18 protein-coding genes are annotated in these 21,396 nt (G+C 38.9%); 11 read left to right on the top strand and 7 right to left on the bottom strand.

Annotation, left to right across the window (positions count from 1 at the left end; all coding sequences use genetic code 11):
* Positions 1-42: 42 nt before the first annotated feature.
* The 4 genes from RMY00_RS28405 to RMY00_RS28390 form a co-directional block, all read right to left on the bottom strand.
* A complete protein-coding gene (locus RMY00_RS28405; protein ID WP_322650743.1) occupies positions 43-1,011 on the bottom strand; it encodes an FTR1 family protein in 969 nt (322 codons plus the stop codon).
* Between the two features lie 86 nt (positions 1,012-1,097).
* Positions 1,098-1,532 carry a ferritin-like domain-containing protein gene (locus RMY00_RS28400; RefSeq protein WP_322650742.1) on the bottom strand — a complete coding sequence of 145 codons (435 nt, stop codon included), beginning with the start codon at positions 1,530-1,532 and terminating at the stop codon, positions 1,098-1,100.
* A 180-nt stretch (positions 1,533-1,712) separates the two neighbouring features.
* A complete protein-coding gene (locus RMY00_RS28395; RefSeq protein WP_322650741.1) occupies positions 1,713-2,747 on the bottom strand; it encodes a helix-hairpin-helix domain-containing protein in 1,035 nt (344 codons plus the stop codon).
* A 172-nt stretch (positions 2,748-2,919) separates the two neighbouring features.
* A complete protein-coding gene (locus tag RMY00_RS28390) occupies positions 2,920-3,945 on the bottom strand; it encodes a multicopper oxidase domain-containing protein (protein ID WP_322650740.1) in 1,026 nt (341 codons plus the stop codon).
* A 695-nt stretch (positions 3,946-4,640) separates the two neighbouring features.
* Here RMY00_RS28390 and RMY00_RS28385 point away from each other — a divergent pair.
* From RMY00_RS28385 to RMY00_RS28360, 6 genes are all read left to right on the top strand, one after another.
* Positions 4,641-4,832 (top strand): CbtB domain-containing protein, encoded by a 192-nt coding sequence (locus tag RMY00_RS28385; RefSeq protein ID WP_322650739.1) that lies wholly within the window; start codon positions 4,641-4,643, stop codon positions 4,830-4,832.
* 289 nt (positions 4,833-5,121) lie between these two features.
* Complete coding sequence (locus RMY00_RS28380) at positions 5,122-6,291, top strand: hypothetical protein (protein ID WP_322650738.1); 1,170 nt, start codon at positions 5,122-5,124, stop codon at positions 6,289-6,291.
* Between the two features lie 521 nt (positions 6,292-6,812).
* Positions 6,813-8,759, top strand: a complete 1,947-nt coding sequence (locus RMY00_RS28375) for an ArnT family glycosyltransferase (protein ID WP_322650737.1) — start codon at positions 6,813-6,815, stop codon at positions 8,757-8,759.
* A gap of 56 nt (positions 8,760-8,815) precedes the next feature.
* Positions 8,816-9,958, top strand: coding sequence for a 7,8-didemethyl-8-hydroxy-5-deazariboflavin synthase subunit CofH (gene cofH / locus RMY00_RS28370; protein WP_416212108.1), 1,143 nt, complete (start codon positions 8,816-8,818; stop codon positions 9,956-9,958).
* 228 nt (positions 9,959-10,186) lie between these two features.
* A complete protein-coding gene (locus RMY00_RS28365; protein WP_322650736.1) occupies positions 10,187-10,861 on the top strand; it encodes a response regulator transcription factor in 675 nt (224 codons plus the stop codon).
* 42 nt (positions 10,862-10,903) lie between these two features.
* Positions 10,904-12,136, top strand: a complete 1,233-nt coding sequence (locus RMY00_RS28360; RefSeq protein WP_322650735.1) for a HAMP domain-containing sensor histidine kinase — start codon at positions 10,904-10,906, stop codon at positions 12,134-12,136.
* 19 nt (positions 12,137-12,155) lie between these two features.
* On the opposite strand, the gene RMY00_RS28355 is transcribed toward RMY00_RS28360, so the two are convergent.
* Positions 12,156-12,641: a PepSY domain-containing protein gene (locus RMY00_RS28355; RefSeq protein ID WP_322650734.1), complete on the bottom strand. Its 486-nt coding sequence runs from the start codon at positions 12,639-12,641 to the stop codon at positions 12,156-12,158.
* Between the two features lie 417 nt (positions 12,642-13,058).
* Here RMY00_RS28355 and RMY00_RS28350 point away from each other — a divergent pair, with 417 nt between their 5' ends.
* From RMY00_RS28350 to psb27, 4 genes are all read left to right on the top strand, one after another.
* Positions 13,059-13,826 carry a hypothetical protein gene (locus RMY00_RS28350; RefSeq protein ID WP_322650733.1) on the top strand — a complete coding sequence of 256 codons (768 nt, stop codon included), beginning with the start codon at positions 13,059-13,061 and terminating at the stop codon, positions 13,824-13,826.
* Positions 13,827-13,897: 71 nt separating this feature from the next.
* The gene (locus RMY00_RS28345) at positions 13,898-14,641 is read left to right on the top strand and encodes a hypothetical protein (RefSeq protein WP_322650732.1); all 744 of its coding nucleotides are present in this window, start codon (positions 13,898-13,900) and stop codon (positions 14,639-14,641) included.
* A gap of 31 nt (positions 14,642-14,672) precedes the next feature.
* The gene (locus tag RMY00_RS28340) at positions 14,673-15,371 is read left to right on the top strand and encodes a phosphatase PAP2 family protein (protein ID WP_322650731.1); all 699 of its coding nucleotides are present in this window, start codon (positions 14,673-14,675) and stop codon (positions 15,369-15,371) included.
* A gap of 270 nt (positions 15,372-15,641) precedes the next feature.
* Complete coding sequence (gene psb27, locus RMY00_RS28335; RefSeq protein ID WP_322650730.1) at positions 15,642-16,046, top strand: photosystem II protein Psb27; 405 nt, start codon at positions 15,642-15,644, stop codon at positions 16,044-16,046.
* 143 nt (positions 16,047-16,189) lie between these two features.
* On the opposite strand, the gene polA is transcribed toward psb27, so the two are convergent.
* A complete protein-coding gene (gene polA / locus RMY00_RS28330; protein WP_322650729.1) occupies positions 16,190-19,129 on the bottom strand; it encodes a DNA polymerase I in 2,940 nt (979 codons plus the stop codon).
* A gap of 142 nt (positions 19,130-19,271) precedes the next feature.
* Between polA and RMY00_RS28325 the strand changes: the two genes are divergently transcribed.
* Entirely contained in the window at positions 19,272-20,141 is an 870-nt protein-coding gene (locus RMY00_RS28325; RefSeq protein ID WP_322650728.1) for an HAD family hydrolase, read from the top strand.
* A gap of 179 nt (positions 20,142-20,320) precedes the next feature.
* On the opposite strand, the gene RMY00_RS28320 is transcribed toward RMY00_RS28325, so the two are convergent.
* Positions 20,321-21,043, bottom strand: a complete 723-nt coding sequence (locus tag RMY00_RS28320; protein WP_322650727.1) for a DALR anticodon-binding domain-containing protein — start codon at positions 21,041-21,043, stop codon at positions 20,321-20,323.
* Between the last annotated feature and the right edge of the window lie 353 nt (positions 21,044-21,396).

Here is a 21,396-nt window from a genome sequence, read left to right as displayed (position 1 = left end):
CCAGTCATAGATAGACTGGGAACAAGGTAATTGACTATGCTTTTAATCTTTTGCAGAACTAATTGGTTTTTGACCAAAGGGAATATTTTTTTTAACTTTAGGAAAAGCACCTCCAAGGCTGCGGAAATACAGTCCTCCAATGGTGAGTAAAAATGCCACATATCCCACTGCTTGCACAAGATAGAGATTATCTCTATAACCAAATAAAGATTTGAGAATAATGCCAGGAAACTGTTCGTCAGGCAAGATTGTGGAAGTATTTGAAACCATTGGCCCCAAAATACAGGAGTGGATTTTTGTAAAACGTTCGTAATAGAAACAAAGTCCTTCTGTGGCGCGACTGCTAAGGGCAAGGTTAGCCACTGCTTCGTCAAAATGTTTTAAGGCTGAAACTACTAACCCAGCGACAATTAATACTAATAAAACGCCCATTACCTGGAAAAACTGACGGATGTTAATTTTGACACCACCTTTAAATAACAGCACCCCAATGGCGGATGCCGCTACCAAACCACCAATAGCACCCAATGCTGGCATTAATCCCTGTTGGAAATTAGCAGCAACGAACAGAACAGTCTCAAAGCCTTCGCGGACAACAGCAATTAAAATTAAAGTAAAAACACCCCAACCAGCATTTGAGTTTTGTGTGAGCGCTTCTGTTACTGCTCCTTCAACTGTAGCTTTCATGAATCTGGCTTGTTTAGTCATCCAGATTAGCATCCAACTGAGCATTGCGATCGCTAACACACTAAACACACCCTCTAACGCTGGCTCAACTACGGTGGTGTATTGAGGATTCGCTGCTCCCAGTATTTGAATTATCCAACTGAATAGCACGCCTATTAAGGCACTGACGACAATACCAACGCCGATACCAGCATATACCCAAGAGTTGAGCCGAGATTGTTTAGCTTTTTTCAGCAAAGCTAGCACAATGCCAACAACAAGGGCAGCTTCTACTCCTTCTCGGAGCGTTATTACAAAAGTAGGTAGAGCAGTACTAAAATCCATCTTTTATCCTTCGTTTTTTGTCCTTTGTCATTAGTCATTTGTCATTTTAATTTAACTAATGACTAATGACTAAGGACTAATGACTATTAACCAAAATCGCGTAGCATCTTTTTGAGTTCGAGATTATGCATCTCTTCTTGCCCAATCATACCGCGAGCGAATTCTTCAAGATAAATGCTGGCATTGGTAACAGTATCGAGCAGATTTTTATACAGATCCAATGCCTTTTTTTCGTGGGATAAGCTTTCTTCTAAGATATCCTTGACTTTATGCTGATAGGTTTCTTCCATTGGAGCAATTTTCAGGGAGGGATGCCCATCTAAACCGGTAAGAATTTCTCCCACTTGTTCGGCATGAAGTAAAGATTCACTTGCCTGTGCTTTGAAAAAAGCCACAATTGGAATACGATTAGGGCCAGTCACCATCAAAGAATAATGTGTATAGCGTACTACCCCTGCTAGTTCAAATTCCATGATGGCGTTCAGCAGGTCAATGGTCTTTTTTTGGTCAAGTTCTTGCATCAGTTGTTAATTCAAGTAACGAATGGAGCGTAATGAGTTAGGAGTTAGGAGTTAGAAGTGAGGAGTTAGGAGTTAACAGTTTGGGATTCATAACTCCTAACTCTTGTACAGACACGATTAATCGCGTCTCTCTTAACTATTTTAAACTCCTTACCATATACTTCCCATTAAAAGAAAGTGTTATCTCTGTGCTTGGGTATTGGATTTATCAACCACTTTTTGGGAGTTTTCCTCAATGGTTTTCACTACCTTGGTAACATCACTAGAAGTTTTGACTGCTTTTGCTGGTGGGATAGCAGAAGGCCAAACTTTTATGAGTTCAGCGAAACTAGTATCGATCGCTTTGTGTGCTTCGGGATCTGCTTGAGCTACTTGACTAGAAATCCCTTTGTATAATTCATTGGCGTAAAATACAAAACCACGGGAGTCTTGATACTCAATTGGTGCGGTTATTTTACCATTTGCGATCGCAGCGCCATACTCGGAGTTAGCTGAATCTAGCAATTCGTTAATTACCTGTAGCACAAATCCTGGTTTTGAGCGTTGAGATTCTGGCAAAGCTGCGATCGCTCCATCAACTGCTTGCACTGAAGAGGCAAAATTAGTTTTAACTTTGCTATCTTTCGGACTAGATTTTACTAAGTCTTGTAAACTTACTAATGTTGTCTTAAATTCTTTGACTTTGCGCTCATTAAGTTGATCTTCTACATCAACGTAAATCTCTTCAACTGGATGTCCTATATGAGGTTCTGCCTGCTTCGGCTGATTTTGATCCAACAGTTCTCGTGCTACTAAAAGATGCCCTTTCATTAAGCCTAATTTAGACATATAGTCAACATCTTTTGCCTCACCCGTAAGTGCCACTTCTTGAACACCAACTTGGTCTTTAATTTGGTCGAACTGTTCTTGAGTAATTACTTTTTTAGTAACTAAATCTTCTGGGCTACCATAAGGACGACTTGCCTGGATTTTATTCGATAAAGCCGGAACACCTAGTTTGGCTTCAAATTTATCTAATTCGGACAATATAGCAGTATTAATATTAATTTTCTCTTTGCTAGCGTGGCCACTATGACTGTTACTACTTACTGCTTCTGTAGCTGGGCTAGCAACTGGTGCTGAGGGATTTTCTGCGGTTGGTGTACTACTACAGGAACTTAAGGTAACTATTACTGCTGCTGCTGCTGCTAAACAGATATAACGAACTTTTATCATCTTTGCTCCTCGCACAACTAAAAAAGGTATTAATTGAAACATTTCAAACTATTACTAGAAGCTAGTTTGTTTGACACATTGTCATAGATTTTACTGTCTCATATAATGAGATTTTTTATCAACTATTTATCTAAAAATTTTATAAGTTAATTACTAACTGCTAATAATATTGTCAAGATTTTTTAACAGAATTTTGAGAGTTACTCTCAGCAAGTACTTCAAATTGACCCATGCAACCGTTTTCTGCGATCGCATCCTGATGGGGATGGAACATATACTTACCTGGGTAGCGAAAAGCAAATTCCAAGATGTGCCTTTCTGCGACACCCATCGTAATCACATCACTTTTCTCGCTAGGAGTCATACTCATGCCATAGCGATAGACATCAAAGAAATTGGCGTGGAGATGAAACGTCACCGCCGGATCGTATTCAATGATGTTGAGAACATACAGCCGAATCAACTGATCTTTGTAAATGCGAATCGGGTTATGCATGAAATAGTGGGGCAGACCGTTGAAGGCGTAATAATCATTATGGCTATCATCATTCACGTCATACCCACCCATCACTAATACCATCTCATCAGCCGGGGAACGGGCAGTAGGTGGATCGATGATGAACATTCCGTACAATCCCTTGGCGATGTGGCGGGTGACTGGTTCAATATGGCAGTGGTATAAGTGAACGCCATAAGGTTCAGCATCAAATTCATAAATTGTGGCACTACCATTGCTGATTGGGCGAATACCATCCATTTCTGCCGGATGAACTCCATGAAAATGCAAAGAGTGAGAATGTCCCGCATTGTTGAGAAATAGTACCCGGATGCGATCGCCTTGTTTTGCCCGTAGCGTTGGCCCTGGTATACGTCCGTTTAAATCCCAGATATTGTAAGAGACAGCACTATTAAGTTGAATGATGGAAGTACCCGCAGTTAACTGAAATTCCCGGATAGTTCGTCCATTTTCTTGCTTTACCGTCCCGTAATCAAAATCCCTTAACATCCTCATCGGGTTAGTAACGTCGTCTGGTGTTTCAATATTGAATGGTGGCACTTTGACCATTGACTTACTTTGTAGATTTAGCATCTGCCAAAGTCCAGCTGCACCAGTTAATCCAGCACCTGCTACTCCTAACTGCAATAATTGACGGCGGCTCCAGGGTTTTCCGTTACCTAGAGCGAAGTTGTTGGGCATGACATTTCGTTACGGTTAGCACCAAAAAAGAATTGCAAAAGATTTGCAATTGCTTTTAGATATTAGAGGAATTAATAATTATTGTCAATAATTTTATGGAGCTTCAAAATGGCTAGTTAAGTTGCTAAATCTAGATAAAGCTAGAATCAGTCCCTGAAAAGTGTAGCCAATTATTTTTAACTTTTACAGTATTTATACGTTTAATTTATGTATAAATAATATTTAGATTAAACTAACTTTATTATGCCTATTCCTAATATGCTTATTGCTTCAGCAGTGGTTTAAGTACAAACAATGAGTATAATAGCACCTTTAATATCAAGTCTCTTAGTAATCTGTGGCGTATTTAATTAGCTTAGAGATAATATCAATTGCATTTCAAGGAATTTTTGGATGCTTGGCAACATGACCAATTTTAAATTTTTATCTGTTACCTTCGTGTTATCAGCATTGAAAATGCCATCATTCAAATCCATGTGTCATTCTTTTGTTATTTGTATGGACTTTATGTGGAGATTTCTGTCTCATGATGAGTCAATCTTCAAAAGATAGTATAGTATTCACTAAAGCCCACTTACCCAATACATTTGATACACACTTGTCAAAAACAAAGTTGATCGTATATCTTTTTGCAATCAAGCGGCATAATGCCCTTTGATTGATGAATTACCCGAATTTATTATAGGAGGTCAAAAATGACTACTTTTTCTCATATTTCAGTATTGCAGAAGACCGCAGGTATTACCTTATCCAAGCCTGTGCAGGTAACGCTTTATATGTTGCTATCTTCTTTAGTTATCTGGACTGTGTTGTTCTCTACCTATCCTGCGGTTCATAACACAGCACACTCAACGCGTCACCACACATTAGGCGTTGCATGTCACTAAATTATCATAATTTCAAGATTTTTTAGGATGAAGCAATGCTTTGACATCTAACACAATTATGACGCTAAAATAGCGCAAATTTCACGCCAGTGTTCTGTTTGGATATACTTTTAGGTTATGTAGAGATGCTTTATTTACTATCTCTACATAACCTTAACTGGATTGAAAATAGTGTCTAATTTAGAACTAATTCTTTGATTTGAATTTTTGGCTTTGACTTCATCAACTGCTATTTATTTAAGTTTCAGTTGCCAAAAGTACAGGAGTTTCACATATACCGTAAGTTTTTATGAAAAAATATCGGCTTTTTGGAGTTATCAGCGCTGTTTGCATCACTTTATCAATTCTTTATTCCTTTGTAGGTAATTCCCAAATTTCTACATCTAGAGTACTACTTTCTACCAACCCACCTTTAGAACGTATTCTCCCTTTTGAAGCAGAGGCAGAAAGGCCGCAATCTCCCGTTACCTTAAAGTTACAAGCTGTTAATGCTGCGGGTAAACCATTAGAAAATACCAAAATCAGCTTACAAATTCTCACGCCTAATCGGAATCCTTGGTTAACAACAGATTTTCCCATTGTTGAGGGAACAAAATTGCTGCAAATGAATGCCACTGCACCTGATGGAAAGCTAGAAATTCAGCAGATGTTACCCATTCGTGGTAATTACCAACTGCTGGTAAATGTGTCACCTTTAGTAGCAAATGCTTTTACCCCATATCAGCAAACTTTAAATCTGAATGTCCGGGAAAATCCTATTAAATATAAATATTTTGTTGTTATTGCAGCTATCTTACTATCACTTGGATTGTTGGGTGGTTGGGTTATTGGCGGACAAAAAGAACTTCAACAAGGAGAAATTGCACCACAGTCAGTCCGCCTTTTATTAAGTGCATTGACAGTGGTAGCTATAGTAACCCTATTAGTTATCAACATCAGTGCAGAAGTTGCCGAAGCTCATGGCAGTGAACACCATTCAAATAGTACCGAAGTAATCGCACCATCATCTCAAAAATCTCAAGGGTTGGAAATTAACCTTGGGGGAGATAAAAACGCAACTGTCGGAAAACTTGCGAACTTATCACTACAGGTGAAAGATAGCGCAACAGGACAACCTATCAAAGATGTAGCGTTACAGGTAAAAGCGATCGCCCTTGAACATAATTTAACAGTCTTTGATTACAAAGGTATTCCTGACGAACAAGGGAAGTTAACATGGCTAGAGCAATTTTTTGATGGTTCACCCCACAAAATCGAGGTGGAAGCAACTCCTCTACCAGGATCTAGCCGTCAATTTGCACCAGTGAAGGTAGCACAAGAAGTTGAAGTTGAAGCGATCGCACCACCAATTTATATCCGATTGATTGGTTTATTCTACTTTACAGCCTTTGTCGGCATTGGTATGGCGATCGGATTGCTAATACAGCACCGACGCACACCACAAATAAGGGAAAGTTAGTAATATAGGACTAATGTTTGATTTCTGAAAAAGCTCGGTACAAATTAAAAGCCTAATTCCCTATTCCCTACTCCCTACTCCCCACTCCCCGCCTACGGAGATAATTTCAAAAATCAAATACGATTCCTATATCAGTCTTTTAGTGAGAATTTCAGCCAATATAACAATGTGCATTAAGTAAGTGGGTCAAATTAAATACAAAATCTCATCCTCAATTCCTCTCCTTACAAAGGAAAGGGATTGAGGATAAGGTTTTATCTTATGTTTAATTACGCCTACCTACTTAACTTTTAGACTGGCAAAAAATAAATTATCCCAAATTATTTCTATATTTCTAGGGATGCAAGGTTTTGCACCCAGGAAATAGGATGTTTTTAAACTGGAAGTCTCTTAAGTAGGCAACAATAAATCAAAGTATCTTACGCAATGTAAAATTAATTAAATTAGCTGGTAGTAAGCGGCTTCAGCCCATATTACAATTACCACAGCAGAAATTAGATTTAAAGTGGGTAATATTATTGATGTTTATATTTTTGCCTGTTATTTCCTTAATTACTATTTTTTTGTTAGTTAATAAAAAATGTATCGATTGGCGTGAGTCGCTGATATTAGCAATTACTTACTGGGGAATTTTAGTCACTGCAATCACAGAATTTTTGAGTCTTTTTAAATTAATTACTTTTGGCTGGATATTGGGAACTTGGGGAATGATATGTATCGTATTAATTTATATATACTTCCAAATAAATCACCAAATAATTCCGAATCCAGAGCTAAGAAATTCTCCTCAAATAAACAAAAATGTTAAAGTTAAACCTTCAATAAATTTATTGTTATATGGCATAGGTTTCATTGTAGCGACAGTTGGATTAATTGCTATCATAGCGCCACCCAATAACTGGGATTCTATGGACTATCACATGAGCCGTGTTGCTCATTGGATACAAAATCATAGCATTGCCCATTATCCAACAAGTTATACTCCACAGTTGTATCAAAACCCTTGGTCAGAGTTCGTGATTTTGCATTTTCAAATTCTCAGTGGTGGTGACTACTTCGCTAACTTAGTTCAATGGTTTAGTATGATTGGCTGTATTATCGGAGTGTCATTAATTGCAAAAAAACTCGGAGCAGATTTACGAGGTCAAGTTTTCTCTGCGGTTGTAACTGCAACAATTCCTATGGGAATCTTGCAAGCTTCAAGCACTCAAAATGATTATGTAGTTGCATTTTGGGTAGTTTGCCTTGCTTACTACTTACTATCAACTATCCAAGCAGGAAAAAGTGATATTTGGGCGAATTCATTCAACATTGGTACTAGCACAGGATTAGCCATTTTGAGCAAGGGAACTGCTTATTTTTATGTATTTCCCTTTTTAATTTGGTTTGGTTTCTACCTGGTTAAACGCTTACGCTGGCAAGCATGGAAGCCTGCTTTGATAGTAGGCAGTATCTCTTTGTTGCTTAATATTAGTCACTATTTACGCAATTATAATTTATTTGCTTCCCCACTTGGTGAACCGGGTGGCTATCGTAATGAAATATTCGGTGTTAATATACTCATTTCTAATATTCTGAGAAATATTGCTTTACATATAGGAACACCGATTGGTTTCTGGAATGGGAAAGCGAACAGATTAATTCAACTTTTACATACATTCATTGGTGTAGATTATAACGATCCTCGGATAACTTTTTCCCAGACATTCTTTGTACCAGGAGGTTGGTCAACAATTGGGATAACTGGCAATGAAAACAGTGCTGGTAATTTATTACATCTAGCGCTAATATTGATATGTATGATTATTTTTATAACTCGAAAATCTCTCCGTAAAGACCGTTATATTTTTACTTATCTCATTGCTACCGTATCTACATTTTTGATATTTTGCTACTTGCTAAAATGGCAAGCCTGGAATAGTCGTCTGCATTTACCTTTGTTTGTTCTAATGTCTCCCTTTGTAGGTGTAGTGTTATCTAAGCTTAAACAGCAAAAAATAGCAATTGTTATAGTAACATTTTTGCTAATCTCATCATTGCCGTGGGTGTTTTTTAATAGGTACAGACCTATTATTGATAGCAACAATATATTCCAAACCCCTAGAATTGAGCAGTATTTTAGTAATAGACCATTCCTTAAAGGTACTTACACAGGAGCAGTTGAGTTTTTAAATTCCAAAAAATGCTCTAATATTGGGCTATCAATGGGAAATGACCCTTGGGAATACCCTTTATGGGTACTTTTGCAGGAAAATAATCAAAAATTACTTAAAATTCAACATATTAATGTTAATAATATTTCGGCAACTTTAGAAAAAGAGGATTCCTATAAAGATTTTGATCCTTGCGGGATTATTTCAATGGAAACTAAAAAAAGTAAACAAAAGAAATCTCAAGAAATTAATTTTAAAGATAAAATTTATGTCCGAGGTTGGGATTCTCCAGAACTTGGTGTATTTATTAAGTAGAATTTTATTATTTACAAGATCATAAAATTAAGATTTACTCAGAAGTTAAGAAAGTAATGCTGACAAAAATTACTGTTGAAACAATTCTTGACCGTGCCTTGATGGGATACGACTTATCTCACGAAGAGGGAGTGGTGTTGTTACAACAAACTGACGAGGAGGCGATCGCAGCGATACGTGATACATCCGATACACTCCGCCACACTCAAGCAGGCGATACGGTTACTTATGTAATTAATCGTAATATCAACTTTACCAATATTTGTGAGCAACACTGTAGTTTTTGTGCTTTTCGTCGAGATGATGGTGATGCTGGTGCATACTGGTTAGATTCGGCGCAAATTTTAGAAAAAGCGGCAGATGCAGTGCAACGGGGTGCGACGGAAATCTGTATGCAGGGGGGATTAAATCCACAAGCGCAGATAAATGGTAAATCTTTACCCTATTATCTCAAGGTTGTAGAAACCATCAAACAGGAATTTCCCCACATACATCTTCACGCTTTCTCTCCCCAAGAAGTGGAATTTATTGCCAGACTTGATGGACTTGGGTATGGTGATGTAATTGCTGCTTTGCGCGATGCTGGTGTTGGCTCAATGCCAGGAACAGCAGCTGAGGTGTTAAACGATGAAGTAAGGCGGATATTATGTCCAGAGAAAATCAACACAGCCACTTGGCTAGAAATTGTCAGCACCGCTCACAAATTAGGCTTGCATACCACCAGCACCATGTTATCTGGGCATATTGAAACCCACGAACAGCAAATTGGGCATTTAGAAAAATTGCGATCGCTCCAACAAACCGCCATTAATCAGGGATATCCAGCAAAGATCACAGAGTTTATTTTATTACCCTTCGTTGGGCAAGAAGCACCCAAACCCTTACGTCGCCGTGTCGGACGCGATCAACCAGTTTTGAGTGATGCACTGCTGCTAGGCGCTGTAGCGCGGATTTACTTAGGTAATTGGATTCCTAACCATCAGCAGAGTTGGGTAAAACTGGGGCTTGCAGGTGCAACAGAAGCTTTACTTTGGGGTTGTAATGATATCGGCGGCACATTGATGGAGGAGCATATTACCACAATGGCAGGTGCTTTGGGTGGTACGTGTATGGAAGTGGAAACTTTGGAAAATGCGATCGCTTCTTTAGGAAGACCTTACCAACAACGTAACACTCTTTATCAAAAAGTTAATAGTTAAGAATAGCTTTGATCTCTGTATTCTCTGCGCCTCTGTGATGAAATAAATTACTTTTAAACCGCAGAAATCCCGAGAGTTCAAAGATCAATAAATAATTTATAGGAACATTAATCAAATCGAATTAAGTTCAAATTAAGAATATATGATAAAAATTTTAAGATTACCCTTGTAGGTAAGATAATCCTGATTTGGTGTTGGCAAGCTCTAATAATTTAGAGGTGGAGCATTATGAGAATTTTGATAGTTGAAGATGATGATCGCATTGCTAAACCATTAGCCGAGTTTTTAAGACGACAACACCATATTGTGGATATAACAACCGATGGTTTTGCAGCCTGGGAATGGTCGCAGTCAGGATTATATGAGTTAATTTTATTAGATTTAATGCTTCCTAAATTAGATGGAATTACTTTATGTAAGCGTTTACGCGCTACTTCATCTAATGTTTTGATTTTAATGCTGACGGCACGAGATACAACAGGCGATAAAATTATAGGACTTGATGCTGGTGCTGATGATTACTTAGTTAAGCCATTTGAACTAAAAGAATTAGCAGCACGCATCAGGGCTTTAGCTCGAAGAACTCCAGAGATTCGTCCCCAGATTTTAATCCACGGTGATTTGCAACTAGACCCAGCAAATCAACAGGTTACTTATGCAGGAAACATCATATCATTAACTCCTAAAGAATATATGATATTAGAATATTTTTTGAAAAATCCCAATTTAGTTGTAACTCGTTCTGCAATTCTTGACAAACTGTGGGACTTTGATAAATCTTCGGGCGAAGGAAGTATTAAAACTCATATTACCAATTTGCGGAATAAACTTAAAGCATCTGGAAGTTCAGAGAACTTGATTGAAAATATTTATGGCATTGGTTATCGTTTAGGACAAAATTAAACTAGTTAAAAAAATATTAATTTTAGATATAGCGAAAATAATGTGTTTCAAAGAATCAAATATCGTTTATTGTTGTCTTATTTGGTAGTGTTTGCATCGCTGCTAGGAATATTTGCGATCGCAGTCCGATTTGCTTTCACTCGCAGTCTGAGTGAGCAAATAACAGATAAACTCACAGCCATAGGGAAAGGTGCGGCTGCAAATGTAGAGTTTGAAAAAGGTCGCTTAACGGTTGAAAGTGACTTTCGTCCCCAAGATTTAATTGCTTCTCATCAAGGATTACAGTGGTTTGATCCTCAAGGTAATTTAATTACTCGACAAGGAAAAACTGTTTTAACTTTACCTTTTTTACCAAACAAAATGGTACAAATTCAGACAGGTAAAGTTCCTATCCAAGTGGTGACTGTCCCAATTATTGCTAGCGATAATGGTGAGCTTGTTGGATATGTAAGGGTGAGCCAATCTTTAGAAGAATTTAATGAAACTCTGCAAAAACTGGATTTGGTGTTAGGCGGTGGAATTATTATAACTTTGGTTTTTAGTGGTATTGGCGGAATTTTACTAACTCGTCAAGCAATGCAACCCATTGAAGAGAGCTTTCAAAAACTAAAACAATTTACTGCTGATGCTTCCCATGAACTACGCAGTCCGTTAATGGCTATCAAAATTAATGCCGAGTTACCGCTACAATATCCAGAAGAAATAGGGCCAAAAGATGCAGAAAAGTTTCAGGCGATCGCTAGCGCTACTAACCAGATGACTCGCCTCACAGAAGACTTATTGTTGCTAGCACGCACCGATAAAGTCCCGACTCAAAATAGGGGTACTCTCAATTTTACGTCAATATTAGAGAACCTAATACAACTGTATAAACCTCAAGCTGAAGCCAAACAAATTAACTTTAAATGTCAATTAATTGCTAATCTTCAGCTAATAGGTGATTCAGTTCAATTAACGCGACTGTTTACTAATTTAGTTGAAAACGCATTCTATTATACACCATCAGGAGGCGTAATCGAAATTAAAACTAGTCGCGTCGGTTCCCAGCTTTATGTCAACGTGCAAGATACAGGCGTGGGAATTGCACCAGAGCATATTGACAAGGTATTTGAGCGTTTTTGGCGAGCAGATCAGTCTCGTTCTTATTGGTCAGGTGGTTCTGGTTTAGGGTTGGCGATCGCTCAAGCTATTGCCCAAAATCACGGTGGATTAATTAGTGTTACGAGTCAATTAGAAGTTGGTAGTTGTTTTACTGTGCATTTACCAACTTCTTGATAATGTGATTTTAAGTTCCTTACTTACTATCGTCATTGGTTTCGCGATCGCCATCACTAGTTTCTTTAACTTGAATACTACTCTTGGGACGAGTTGCTTCATTCTTCTCATCTTGTTGATTAGCATTTTCAACATAGAGAACTTTGCCATTACCAGCATCTACTGTAACTTCTTGCTGACCAATTTCTACAGCATAAATTAAGTTGCCATCTTCATTTTCGAGTTTAATACTTTTTGCCTTATCGCCCAAAGATGCTTCAGCTGCTTGCTGTGCTTGTTGTGCTGTAATTTTAGCTAGCGGTTGCAGTTTTGCTGCTTCTTGTACATCATCGTTTGTTTCACCGTCTCCATCACTGGCTTCAGCAACTTGGATAGTACTATGATGCTGAGGTGCAATTGCTACAAAAGATTGTGGTTGTTTGGCAGACACAACTCTCGACAATCCAGCAAGTCCCAAAGTACCAACAAAAGCTGCTGCCAAAATGATTTTCGTTGAAGTTTTCATACTTGAAAAATCCCTTTAAGTCTGGGTTTGTATTTTCACAGTAGGTAATAAAAGTCCAGAAATAGTCAAGATTTGTTTAACTTCAATAAATTCAATATCTAATAGTGGAATTAACTTTTTAGTAAACACTTTATACCAATTTAATGTGAAGCTGCACAAAATAAGTAACTCTCTATTCTTGGCACTCTTGGCATACTTGGCGGTTCGTTTAATATATTCTGTGCATATTCATAAAGAATTGGTATTAGCTATTTTTAGTGACTTTATCACAAGAAAATTCCGTTTTTAGTCAAACCTTGACTATTTCTTGACTTTTGCTGTGTAAAGTACAATCACTCAGTAATTTATTACAACACAGCTAACTTTAATATCTGATGTGAATCTCACTTATACGGAAACATCAGCAAAGGAAAGATCATGAATAAGATGTTAAACAGGGTTCCAGAGATTACAATTTACTTCTGGATTATTAAGGTTTTGGCAACCACAGTAGGTGAAACCGCAGCAGATTTTCTGTCAGCAACCCTAAACCTTGGTTTAGGTGTTACATCTTACATTATGAGCGGTGTGTTACTGATTGCGCTGTTGCATCAGTTTAAGCTTAAACGCTATGTTCCAGCAAGTTTTTGGTTTGTGGTCGTTTTGATAAGTATCGTTGGCACACTAATCACTGATAGATTAGTAGACGAGCTTGGAGTTAGCTTGATGACAACTACTGTAATTTTTAGCGTTTCCTTGTTGCTAGTTTTTGCGCTCTGGTATTCAAACGAAAAGACATTAGCTATGCACTCCATCAATACAGCTAAAAGAGAACTTTTTTATTGGGTGGCTGTTTTGTTTACGTTTGCATTAGGCACTGCAACAGGAGACTTATTGGCAGAGTCTTTGGGGTTAGGTTATGCACAATCAGCACTGATATTTGGCGCTTCAATTGCAATCATAGCGATCGGTTATTATTACCTTTGGATGAATGCAGTTTTGGCATTTTGGTTAGCTTACATTTTGACTCGTCCACTTGGAGCATCTATAGGTGATTTACTATCCCAATCTCCTACAAATGGTGGCTTTGGTTTTGGTACTGTCGGAACCAGTATGCTTTTTCTTTCTATAATCATAAGCCTGGTTATTTACTTAAGCCTTAAGCAGAAGAAACCAGCCTTACTACCGATTGACCGACAAGACTGATTAGCATCTAGCTAATTGAATCTCATGAGTATAAAAAACGATGACTTACTATTTTTTATTGTGAAAAATAAATGAACAAAGTTGCAAAAGTCACAATTTTCTTCTGGATCATGAAGATCATTGCCACAACACTCGGCGAGACGGCAGGTGACTTCATCTCAATGACTCTTGGGCTGGGGTATTACATGGGCTTTGCCATAACGTTTGCTATTCTGGCTATTCTCCTGTTTTTTCAAATTCAATCCGACAGATATCGTCCAGCCCTTTATTGGGTGGCCATCATCGCCACAACTACAGCCGGAACCGAAGTTTCAGACCTGATGGATCGATCTCTTGGGCTTGGCTACGCACTGGGATCGCTTATCCTGGTAGCCGGTCTTCTGAGCATTCTTAGCATCTGGTACTATCGCGATCGCGATCTGAGTGTTTATCCGATTGTGAAGAAAGATGCAGAGACCACCTACTGGCTGGCTGTCGTGTTCTCTAACAGTTTGGGAACAGCCTTTGGTGACTTTCTCACAAGCAACTTGGGACTAAGCTATATTCAGGGCGCATTGGTGACAGCCAGCGTCATTGGTGTTGTCATCGCCCTTCACTACGTAACAAAGTTGAGCGATATCCTTCTATTCTGGCTCGCTTTCATCTTTACACGTCCCTTCGGAGCCACTTTCGGAGATTTTCTGACCAAACCAGTTAAAAGTGGCGGTTTATCACTGCCGAGGGAATATGCTTCAGCGATCGCCTTTATCCTGCTCGCAATTGTGCTATTCTTTTCCGTGCAAAAGGAAAAAAAAGTGCGTTACCCAATTGAGTGATGCGTTTAAGCATAATGAATAAAATTAAAGTATGCTCCGACAAATTTCTAATTTTTGGTTACGTCATATACATCCTCGTTTGGCTCCCTTAATTGCCACAATTGGTATTGTTGGACTTGCTAGTTGTCTGCTCATCCTTTTTGTTTTAGCAAAACTGGCAGAAGAGGTTTTGGAGCGAGAAAGCTTTGTATTTGATACTAATTTTTTGTTATGGCTACATCAGTTTGCCAATCCAAATTTAGACAATTTAATGCTATTTGTTACAAATATTGGTAATCCCAATACAGTAGTTATAGTTGCAGGCATTACTGTCTTGTTACTTTGGTGGCGACATTACCAAGAAGAAGCAAAAGTTTTTGTAATTGCTTGCTTAGGAGGGTTAATTTTAAATACAGGGCTAAAGTTGTTTTTTTCTAAACCTCGCCCAGAACTGTGGCATCAATTGATTTCTGAAAAATCTTTTAGTTTCCCTAGTGGTCATGCACTAGGCTCTATGGTACTTTATGGTTTTATTGCTTACGAATTGGCAACTCACTATCCTCATTTTGCTAAAGTTATTTACAGTTTGACGGTTATTTTAATTGCTGCTATTGGAATCAGCCGCTTATATTTAGGAGTCCATTGGCCCACAGACATAATTGCAGGTTATGGAGTCGGCTTTTTGTGGCTGATGGTATGTATTACGATGCTTAAATTGCAAAGATTGAGGCAAGAAAAGTTAGTTAATTAAATTTTTAAGTATGTACACCCAAGAAGTTGCCGTTGCTAAAGTCTCTCGAAAAAAAGGCATCTTGGTGATAATTGTCTCATCAGATTTTTTAATCACCCGATTTTTTTGCCCAATATACCTATAAATGAGCGCCTTTTAGGGAAAAAACAGTCCAGCCTACTTTTTAGTATACACGCAATTAATCGCGTCTCTCCCCACTCCCCATTCAATTGATCCCCAAGTTACCAATCCAAGATAGGATAGACGTTGATTTACGTATCCTTTTACTTAATGCATATGAAGCGCTATTGGTCGCGTTTGCTTGCACTGGTTTTGGTTGTATCTATCGGCTTAATGGGCTGTTCTGGCAGTCCAGATAGCTTGACTGGGGATTATCGCCAAGACACCTTAGCTGTGGTCAATATTATGAGACAAGCTCTGGATCTATCACAAGATTCACCAGAAAAAGCAGCAGTTCAAGCAGAAGCGCGTCAAAAAATTAATGACTTTTCGGCTCGCTATCAGCGAGTTAACTCTGTTTCTGGTCTTGGCTCCTTTACAACCATGCGAACAGCCCTCAACTCCCTGGCTGGACACTACAGTTCTTACCCAAATCGTGCAGTACCCGAAAAACTCAAAAATCGTTTAGAGAAGGAGTTACAGCAGGTAGAAGCAGCGCTAAAGCGTGGCGGTTAATTTTTAACTATTGCCTACTCCATCATCAAGAGTCAATACTTTTGGCTCTTGATTATTTTATCAACTTCATATAAATCAAAGTTTTAAATTGTCAAATAAACTGATTGACACTTTTATAAATAAAGGCGTTGTCACAGTTCAACTTACTTCGTCTCCATCCAATTTTCACCGACACGCGCATCCACCAGCAACGGCACACTTAACTCGACTGCATTTTCCATCACCGACTTAATTTGCGGTTGTAATTCTTCCCATTCATCAGGGGGAATTTCAAACACTAATTCATCGTGAACTTGCAACAACAAACGCGCCTGATAGTTCTTCAAAACCTCATGCAATCTCACCATTGCAATTTTGATAATATCAGCATTGGAACCTTGAATTGGTGCATTAGCAGCAGAGCGTAGTAAACCTGCATCATAAGCACCCAAATTTTTCAATTTACTCAGATCAATATCTTCTGGGTTACTGCCTTTTAATCTGCGTAAACTATTATTAGTAAAGTCAAAATAACGACGGCGACCGAAAATAGTTTCTACATAACCAAGAGCGATCGCTTCTTTTTTCATTCGCTCTAAATATGCAAATACTTTCGGATATCTTTCATTAAACCGCTTAATGAACTCGTTGGCAATCGTCTTATCTATCCCAGTTGAGCGCGAAAATCTTAGAGAACCCATTCCATAAATCACGCCAAAATTGATAGTTTTTGCTATCCCTCGTTCTTCTGAGGTTATATTTTCTTTTTCAAACACTAACCGCGCCGTAACAGTGTGAACATCTTCATTTTGCTGATATGCTTGCACTAATATCGGCTCTTGACTCAAATGAGCCAAAATCCGCAATTCAATTTGTGAGTAATCAGCAGCCACCATTAACCAACCAGGTTCTGGCAAAAACGCCTTGCGAATTTGGCGACTAAAAGCTGTACGAATGGGGATATTTTGCAAATTTGGATTAGAAGAAGATAATCTACCAGTTGATGTTGCTGCTTGATTAAAATCAGTATGCACTCGCTGTGTATCTGGACGCACCAATGCAGGTAATGCATCAACATAAGTAGACTTTAATTTAGATAGAGTGCGATACTCAATGATCGCTTCAACAAATCCACTTTTATCATCTTCTTGGAGCCTTTCTAGTGTTGCTGCGTCTGTAGAGAAGCCTGTTTGAATTTTGCGAGAATGTCTAGTACTTAAACCTAACTTTTCAAACAAAATTTGGCTCAACTGCTTAGGCGAACCCAGGTTAAAATTTTCTCCAGCTATTTCAGTAGCTTTCTCTTTTAACCTGGCTAACTCAGTTTCTAAATGCTGTGAAAGTTCTTGTAAATAAGCTGAATTAATGCGGACACCCGTGTATTCCATTTCGGCTAAAACTGCTTCTAGTGGCTGTTCCACTTCCACTAATAGCTTAGACAAAGTTGGAATTTTATCCAGTTCTTCACGCAATTTGGACACTAAGCTAAAGGTAGAATAGGCATCCATACCACAGTAATCTGCTACGGCAGGAATATCTATATCAGCAATGGTTTTACCTTTAGGAACTAAATCCAAATAACTTTTCGCTATTAATCCCAAATATCGCTGTGACAAATCCATCAAATTATGACTTGAATCGGGATTTAAAATGTAACTTGCCAGCATGGGATCAAAAACTACTCCCGCCAAATTAATTCCTTGACACTTTAGAACTAAACGGTCAAATTTTCCATTCTGTAAAGCTTTGGGATATTCAGCACTTTCGAGAATTGGGCGTAATGTTTCTAGCGCCAAATCTTTATGCAAATTTTCCCCAGTTTTATGCCCCAGAGGAATATAGGCTACTTCATCTGGTTCCGTTCCCCAACAGCAACCAATTCCTACTAACTCAGCGTCTCTTGGTTCTAAAGCTGTAGTTTCTGTGTCCCAAGCAACGGGTGTTTCTGGATTAGTGAATTTTTGCAAAAGTTTTACTAACTCAGTTAATTTTGCTTCAGTGTTGATGATGCGTGGTGTAATTGGGAAAGTAGATTGTTGTGTAACTGCTGCTGTATCGCTAGCACTGAAAAACCATAAATCACTATCTTCATCATTGCTGAATTCTAAGTTAGTATTGGGGTTACTTATATCTGTTTTGGCTTCTTGCTTCTCTTCAACTTTTCCCCCAAAACGCTGCTGAAGGTCGTTGATTTTACCTAAAAAAGACTTAAATTCTAGCTTTTCTAAAATTGGTGCTAAGACGTTTGTATCAAAACCTTTTAACTTGCAATCTTCTAAATTGAACTCTATAGGAACATCTAAAACTATGGTTGCCAAATAGCGAGACTTTTCGGCATCTTCTTTACCCGTTGCCAGTTTTTTCTGAGTTGCGCCTTTAATTTCATCTAACGCAGCATAAACACCATCAAGGGAACCATAGGTATCTAACAGCTGCACTGCTGTCTTTTCCCCAATTCCCTTGACACCAGGAATATTATCTGATTTATCACCACAAAGAGCTTTAAAATCAACAATTTGTGAAGGTAAAACCCCCATCTTCTCTTTGACTTGTTCTGCTTCAAATTCCGTAATGCTGTTTGTAGAGCGTTTTAAGGCATCTGGACTAAAATTCAGAACAGTGATTTCTTTGTCAGAGTCGATTAGTTGAAATAAATCGCGATCGCCAGTGAGAATCTTCACCCTATATCCAGCAGCAGTTACTCGTTGTGATAATGTTCCCAAAACATCATCTGCCTCAAAACCAGGGGCAGTGAAAATTGGGAGATTAAAGCCATTGAGCAACTCATGCAGGTTTTCTAAATCGGGAATGAAGTCTTCTGGCGTTTCTTTGCGATCGGCTTTATAAGTATCGTCAGCTTGGTGGCGAAAAGTGGCCTCACCCAAATCAAAAGCGATCGCCATTGCTTGTGGCTGCTGCGTTGCCATTACCTCCAGCAGGCACTTCACAAAACCAAAACATATACTGGTAGGAATGCCCGTTTTTGTACGCAGTCCTCCATCTCGCCCTTTGGCGAAAGCAAAGTATGAACGATAAGCCAGCGAGTGTCCATCTATGAGGATGAACGTGGGGCGTGTTGCAGTTTTAGAAGTGATTTCAGACATAGCCCTATTTTAGCCAGAAGCTTCGTTACTGTGATCGCAATTCAGTAAACTCAGATTCAGAACTCTATTCTCAATCCAAAATCTAAAATCCAAAATCCAAAATGGTATAACCTCTTACTGGAACTTATAAATCTAGGAAATTATGCCGAAAGCATCTGCCACACACTTGGCATCTACTGATCATCAGGCTGCTACAAAAGACATTAAACTACTAGTTTTGGATATAGATGGCACAATCGCAGGGCATTCTAACACCATCAGCGAACCTGTAAAGCAAGCTATTATTGCAGCGCAAGCACGAGGAATTCAAGTGGCGATCGCAACAGGGAGGATGTATCGTTCAGCCTTGCGCTTTCACCAAGATATCGGCTCTACACTACCATTAATGGCCTATCAAGGAGCCTGGATTCAAGATCCGATCACCCAAAAAATCCATCGCCATTGGGCTGTTTCTAGAGAAATCGCCCACAAGTTACTCGACTATTTTGAACAACCTGAGTTGCGATCGCTTCTATCTGTCCACTTCTACATCAACGATCAACTATACGTCCGTGAAGTAACCAGAGAAACCAAAATTTATGCAGAACGTTCTGGTATTACCCCGATTCCGGTGGGTGATTTGCGTCAAGCCTTAACGAATGAACCGACAAAAATTCTTGCTTTGTGTGATGATACAGATGTAATCGAAAAGCTATTGGGAAATTTGCGCCTTCAGTACACACCGGCTGAACTTTATCTCACAACATCTGTTGCTACTTTCTTTGAAGCAACTAACGCCTCTGTGAATAAAGGAACTGCTGTGCGTTACCTAGCCGAGGAACTGCTGGGATTAGAGTTAGCCAATGTTATGGCAATTGGCGATAACTTCAATGATGTAGAAATGCTGGAGTATGTTGGACTGGGTGTAGCTATGGGCAACGCACCAGCAGGAGTGCAAGCGATCGCACAGTGGGTAGCTCCTAGCGTAGAGGAAGATGGAGCAGCAGTAGCTATTGAAAAATTTTTGCTGTAATCAGGATACTTTTTCAAACCTAACCCATATAAATCAGAAAGGACACCGACGACTGGCCGTGTTTCGTCTCGGTGCCCTAGCTGGTTCGCTCCTCACACACCTGTTAATGTAGCTGAGGTGGTGCATTGAGTCAATAGATATATAAAAGTTTTTATTTTGGCTTAAGCGACATTACCGATTCATAACTCCAAGGGCGCAAAAACACCTAAGTTTTCCTCCAGCATAAATCTTAATACTGACTGAGTAGCCATAAGCAATCCGAGTCTGGCATGGGCTAACTCTAGTGAAGTAATTTTCACCTCACCCCAAATCCGGCAATTACACCAAAACTTTTCAAAAGCTTCGCTCAAACTCAACGCTACTTTTTCCCATTTCACAGAACCCTTAACATCAGGGCACTCTATGTTGTCTACCACTTGTATTAACTCACTAATTAGACGACGCTCATCTGGGTGATTGAGCCGTAGTGTTCCGTCACCATTAAGCCAAGGTAAAGGATTAGGAGAAATAACACTCCAAAAAGCTGGACTAGTATTTGGAACTGGTTCTCTAAGTTTAATCAATCCCTCTCGATGAGCCAGAAGCACTAGCGAACAGCAGCGTGCATGGGCGTACTGAACACTAAACAAATTGGGCACTGAAGAGGCAGAGGGGCGGGGTGCAGGGGGCAGAGGGGAATGAAGAGGCAGAGGGGCGGGGTGCAGGGGGCAGAGGGGAATCTTCTCCTGTGCTCCCTGCTCCCTTGCTTCTTCCCCACTCCCCTCCACAAGACTTTGTAACCAAGTCGCTAACGTCGAGTTAGTTAATTCAAAATGTATCAAACCAGGGGGAACTATTTGGACGCTAAAAACGTCGCCACAGATCCCTGATATATCTGAGGCGATCGCACTGGCAAGCTCCATCGCGTTTCGATTCTGAGATTTTGATAGTCCCAGAGACACACTTGAGGTGTATAAAAATCTATTATTATCTCTACCTTTGTGTAGAGGAATTTTTTCATACTTTATGCATTTATTTTCTACTTTATAAGTATCAATACTTAGCGATTTTATTAAATAACTGTACACTAACTGTTTGATTGACGTATATTTGCTAACTTGTATTTTATAATGCACGTAATATTATTTAAATCATCATGTAAGATATATTTGTTACTTTTTTGTCATCCGTCTTGCGGTATAAATTTAATTTAGATAAAGAAAAATGAGAAGAGGATAAAATTTGATGAATAATCGATGAATAGTAAGTAAACTTT

Source organism: Nostoc sp. ChiVER01 (assembly GCF_034531155.1).
Lineage (GTDB): Bacteria > Cyanobacteriota > Cyanobacteriia > Cyanobacteriales > Nostocaceae > Nostoc.
Note: the sequence above shows the minus strand (reverse complement) of the source record. Positions and strands in the feature narration are given on the sequence as shown.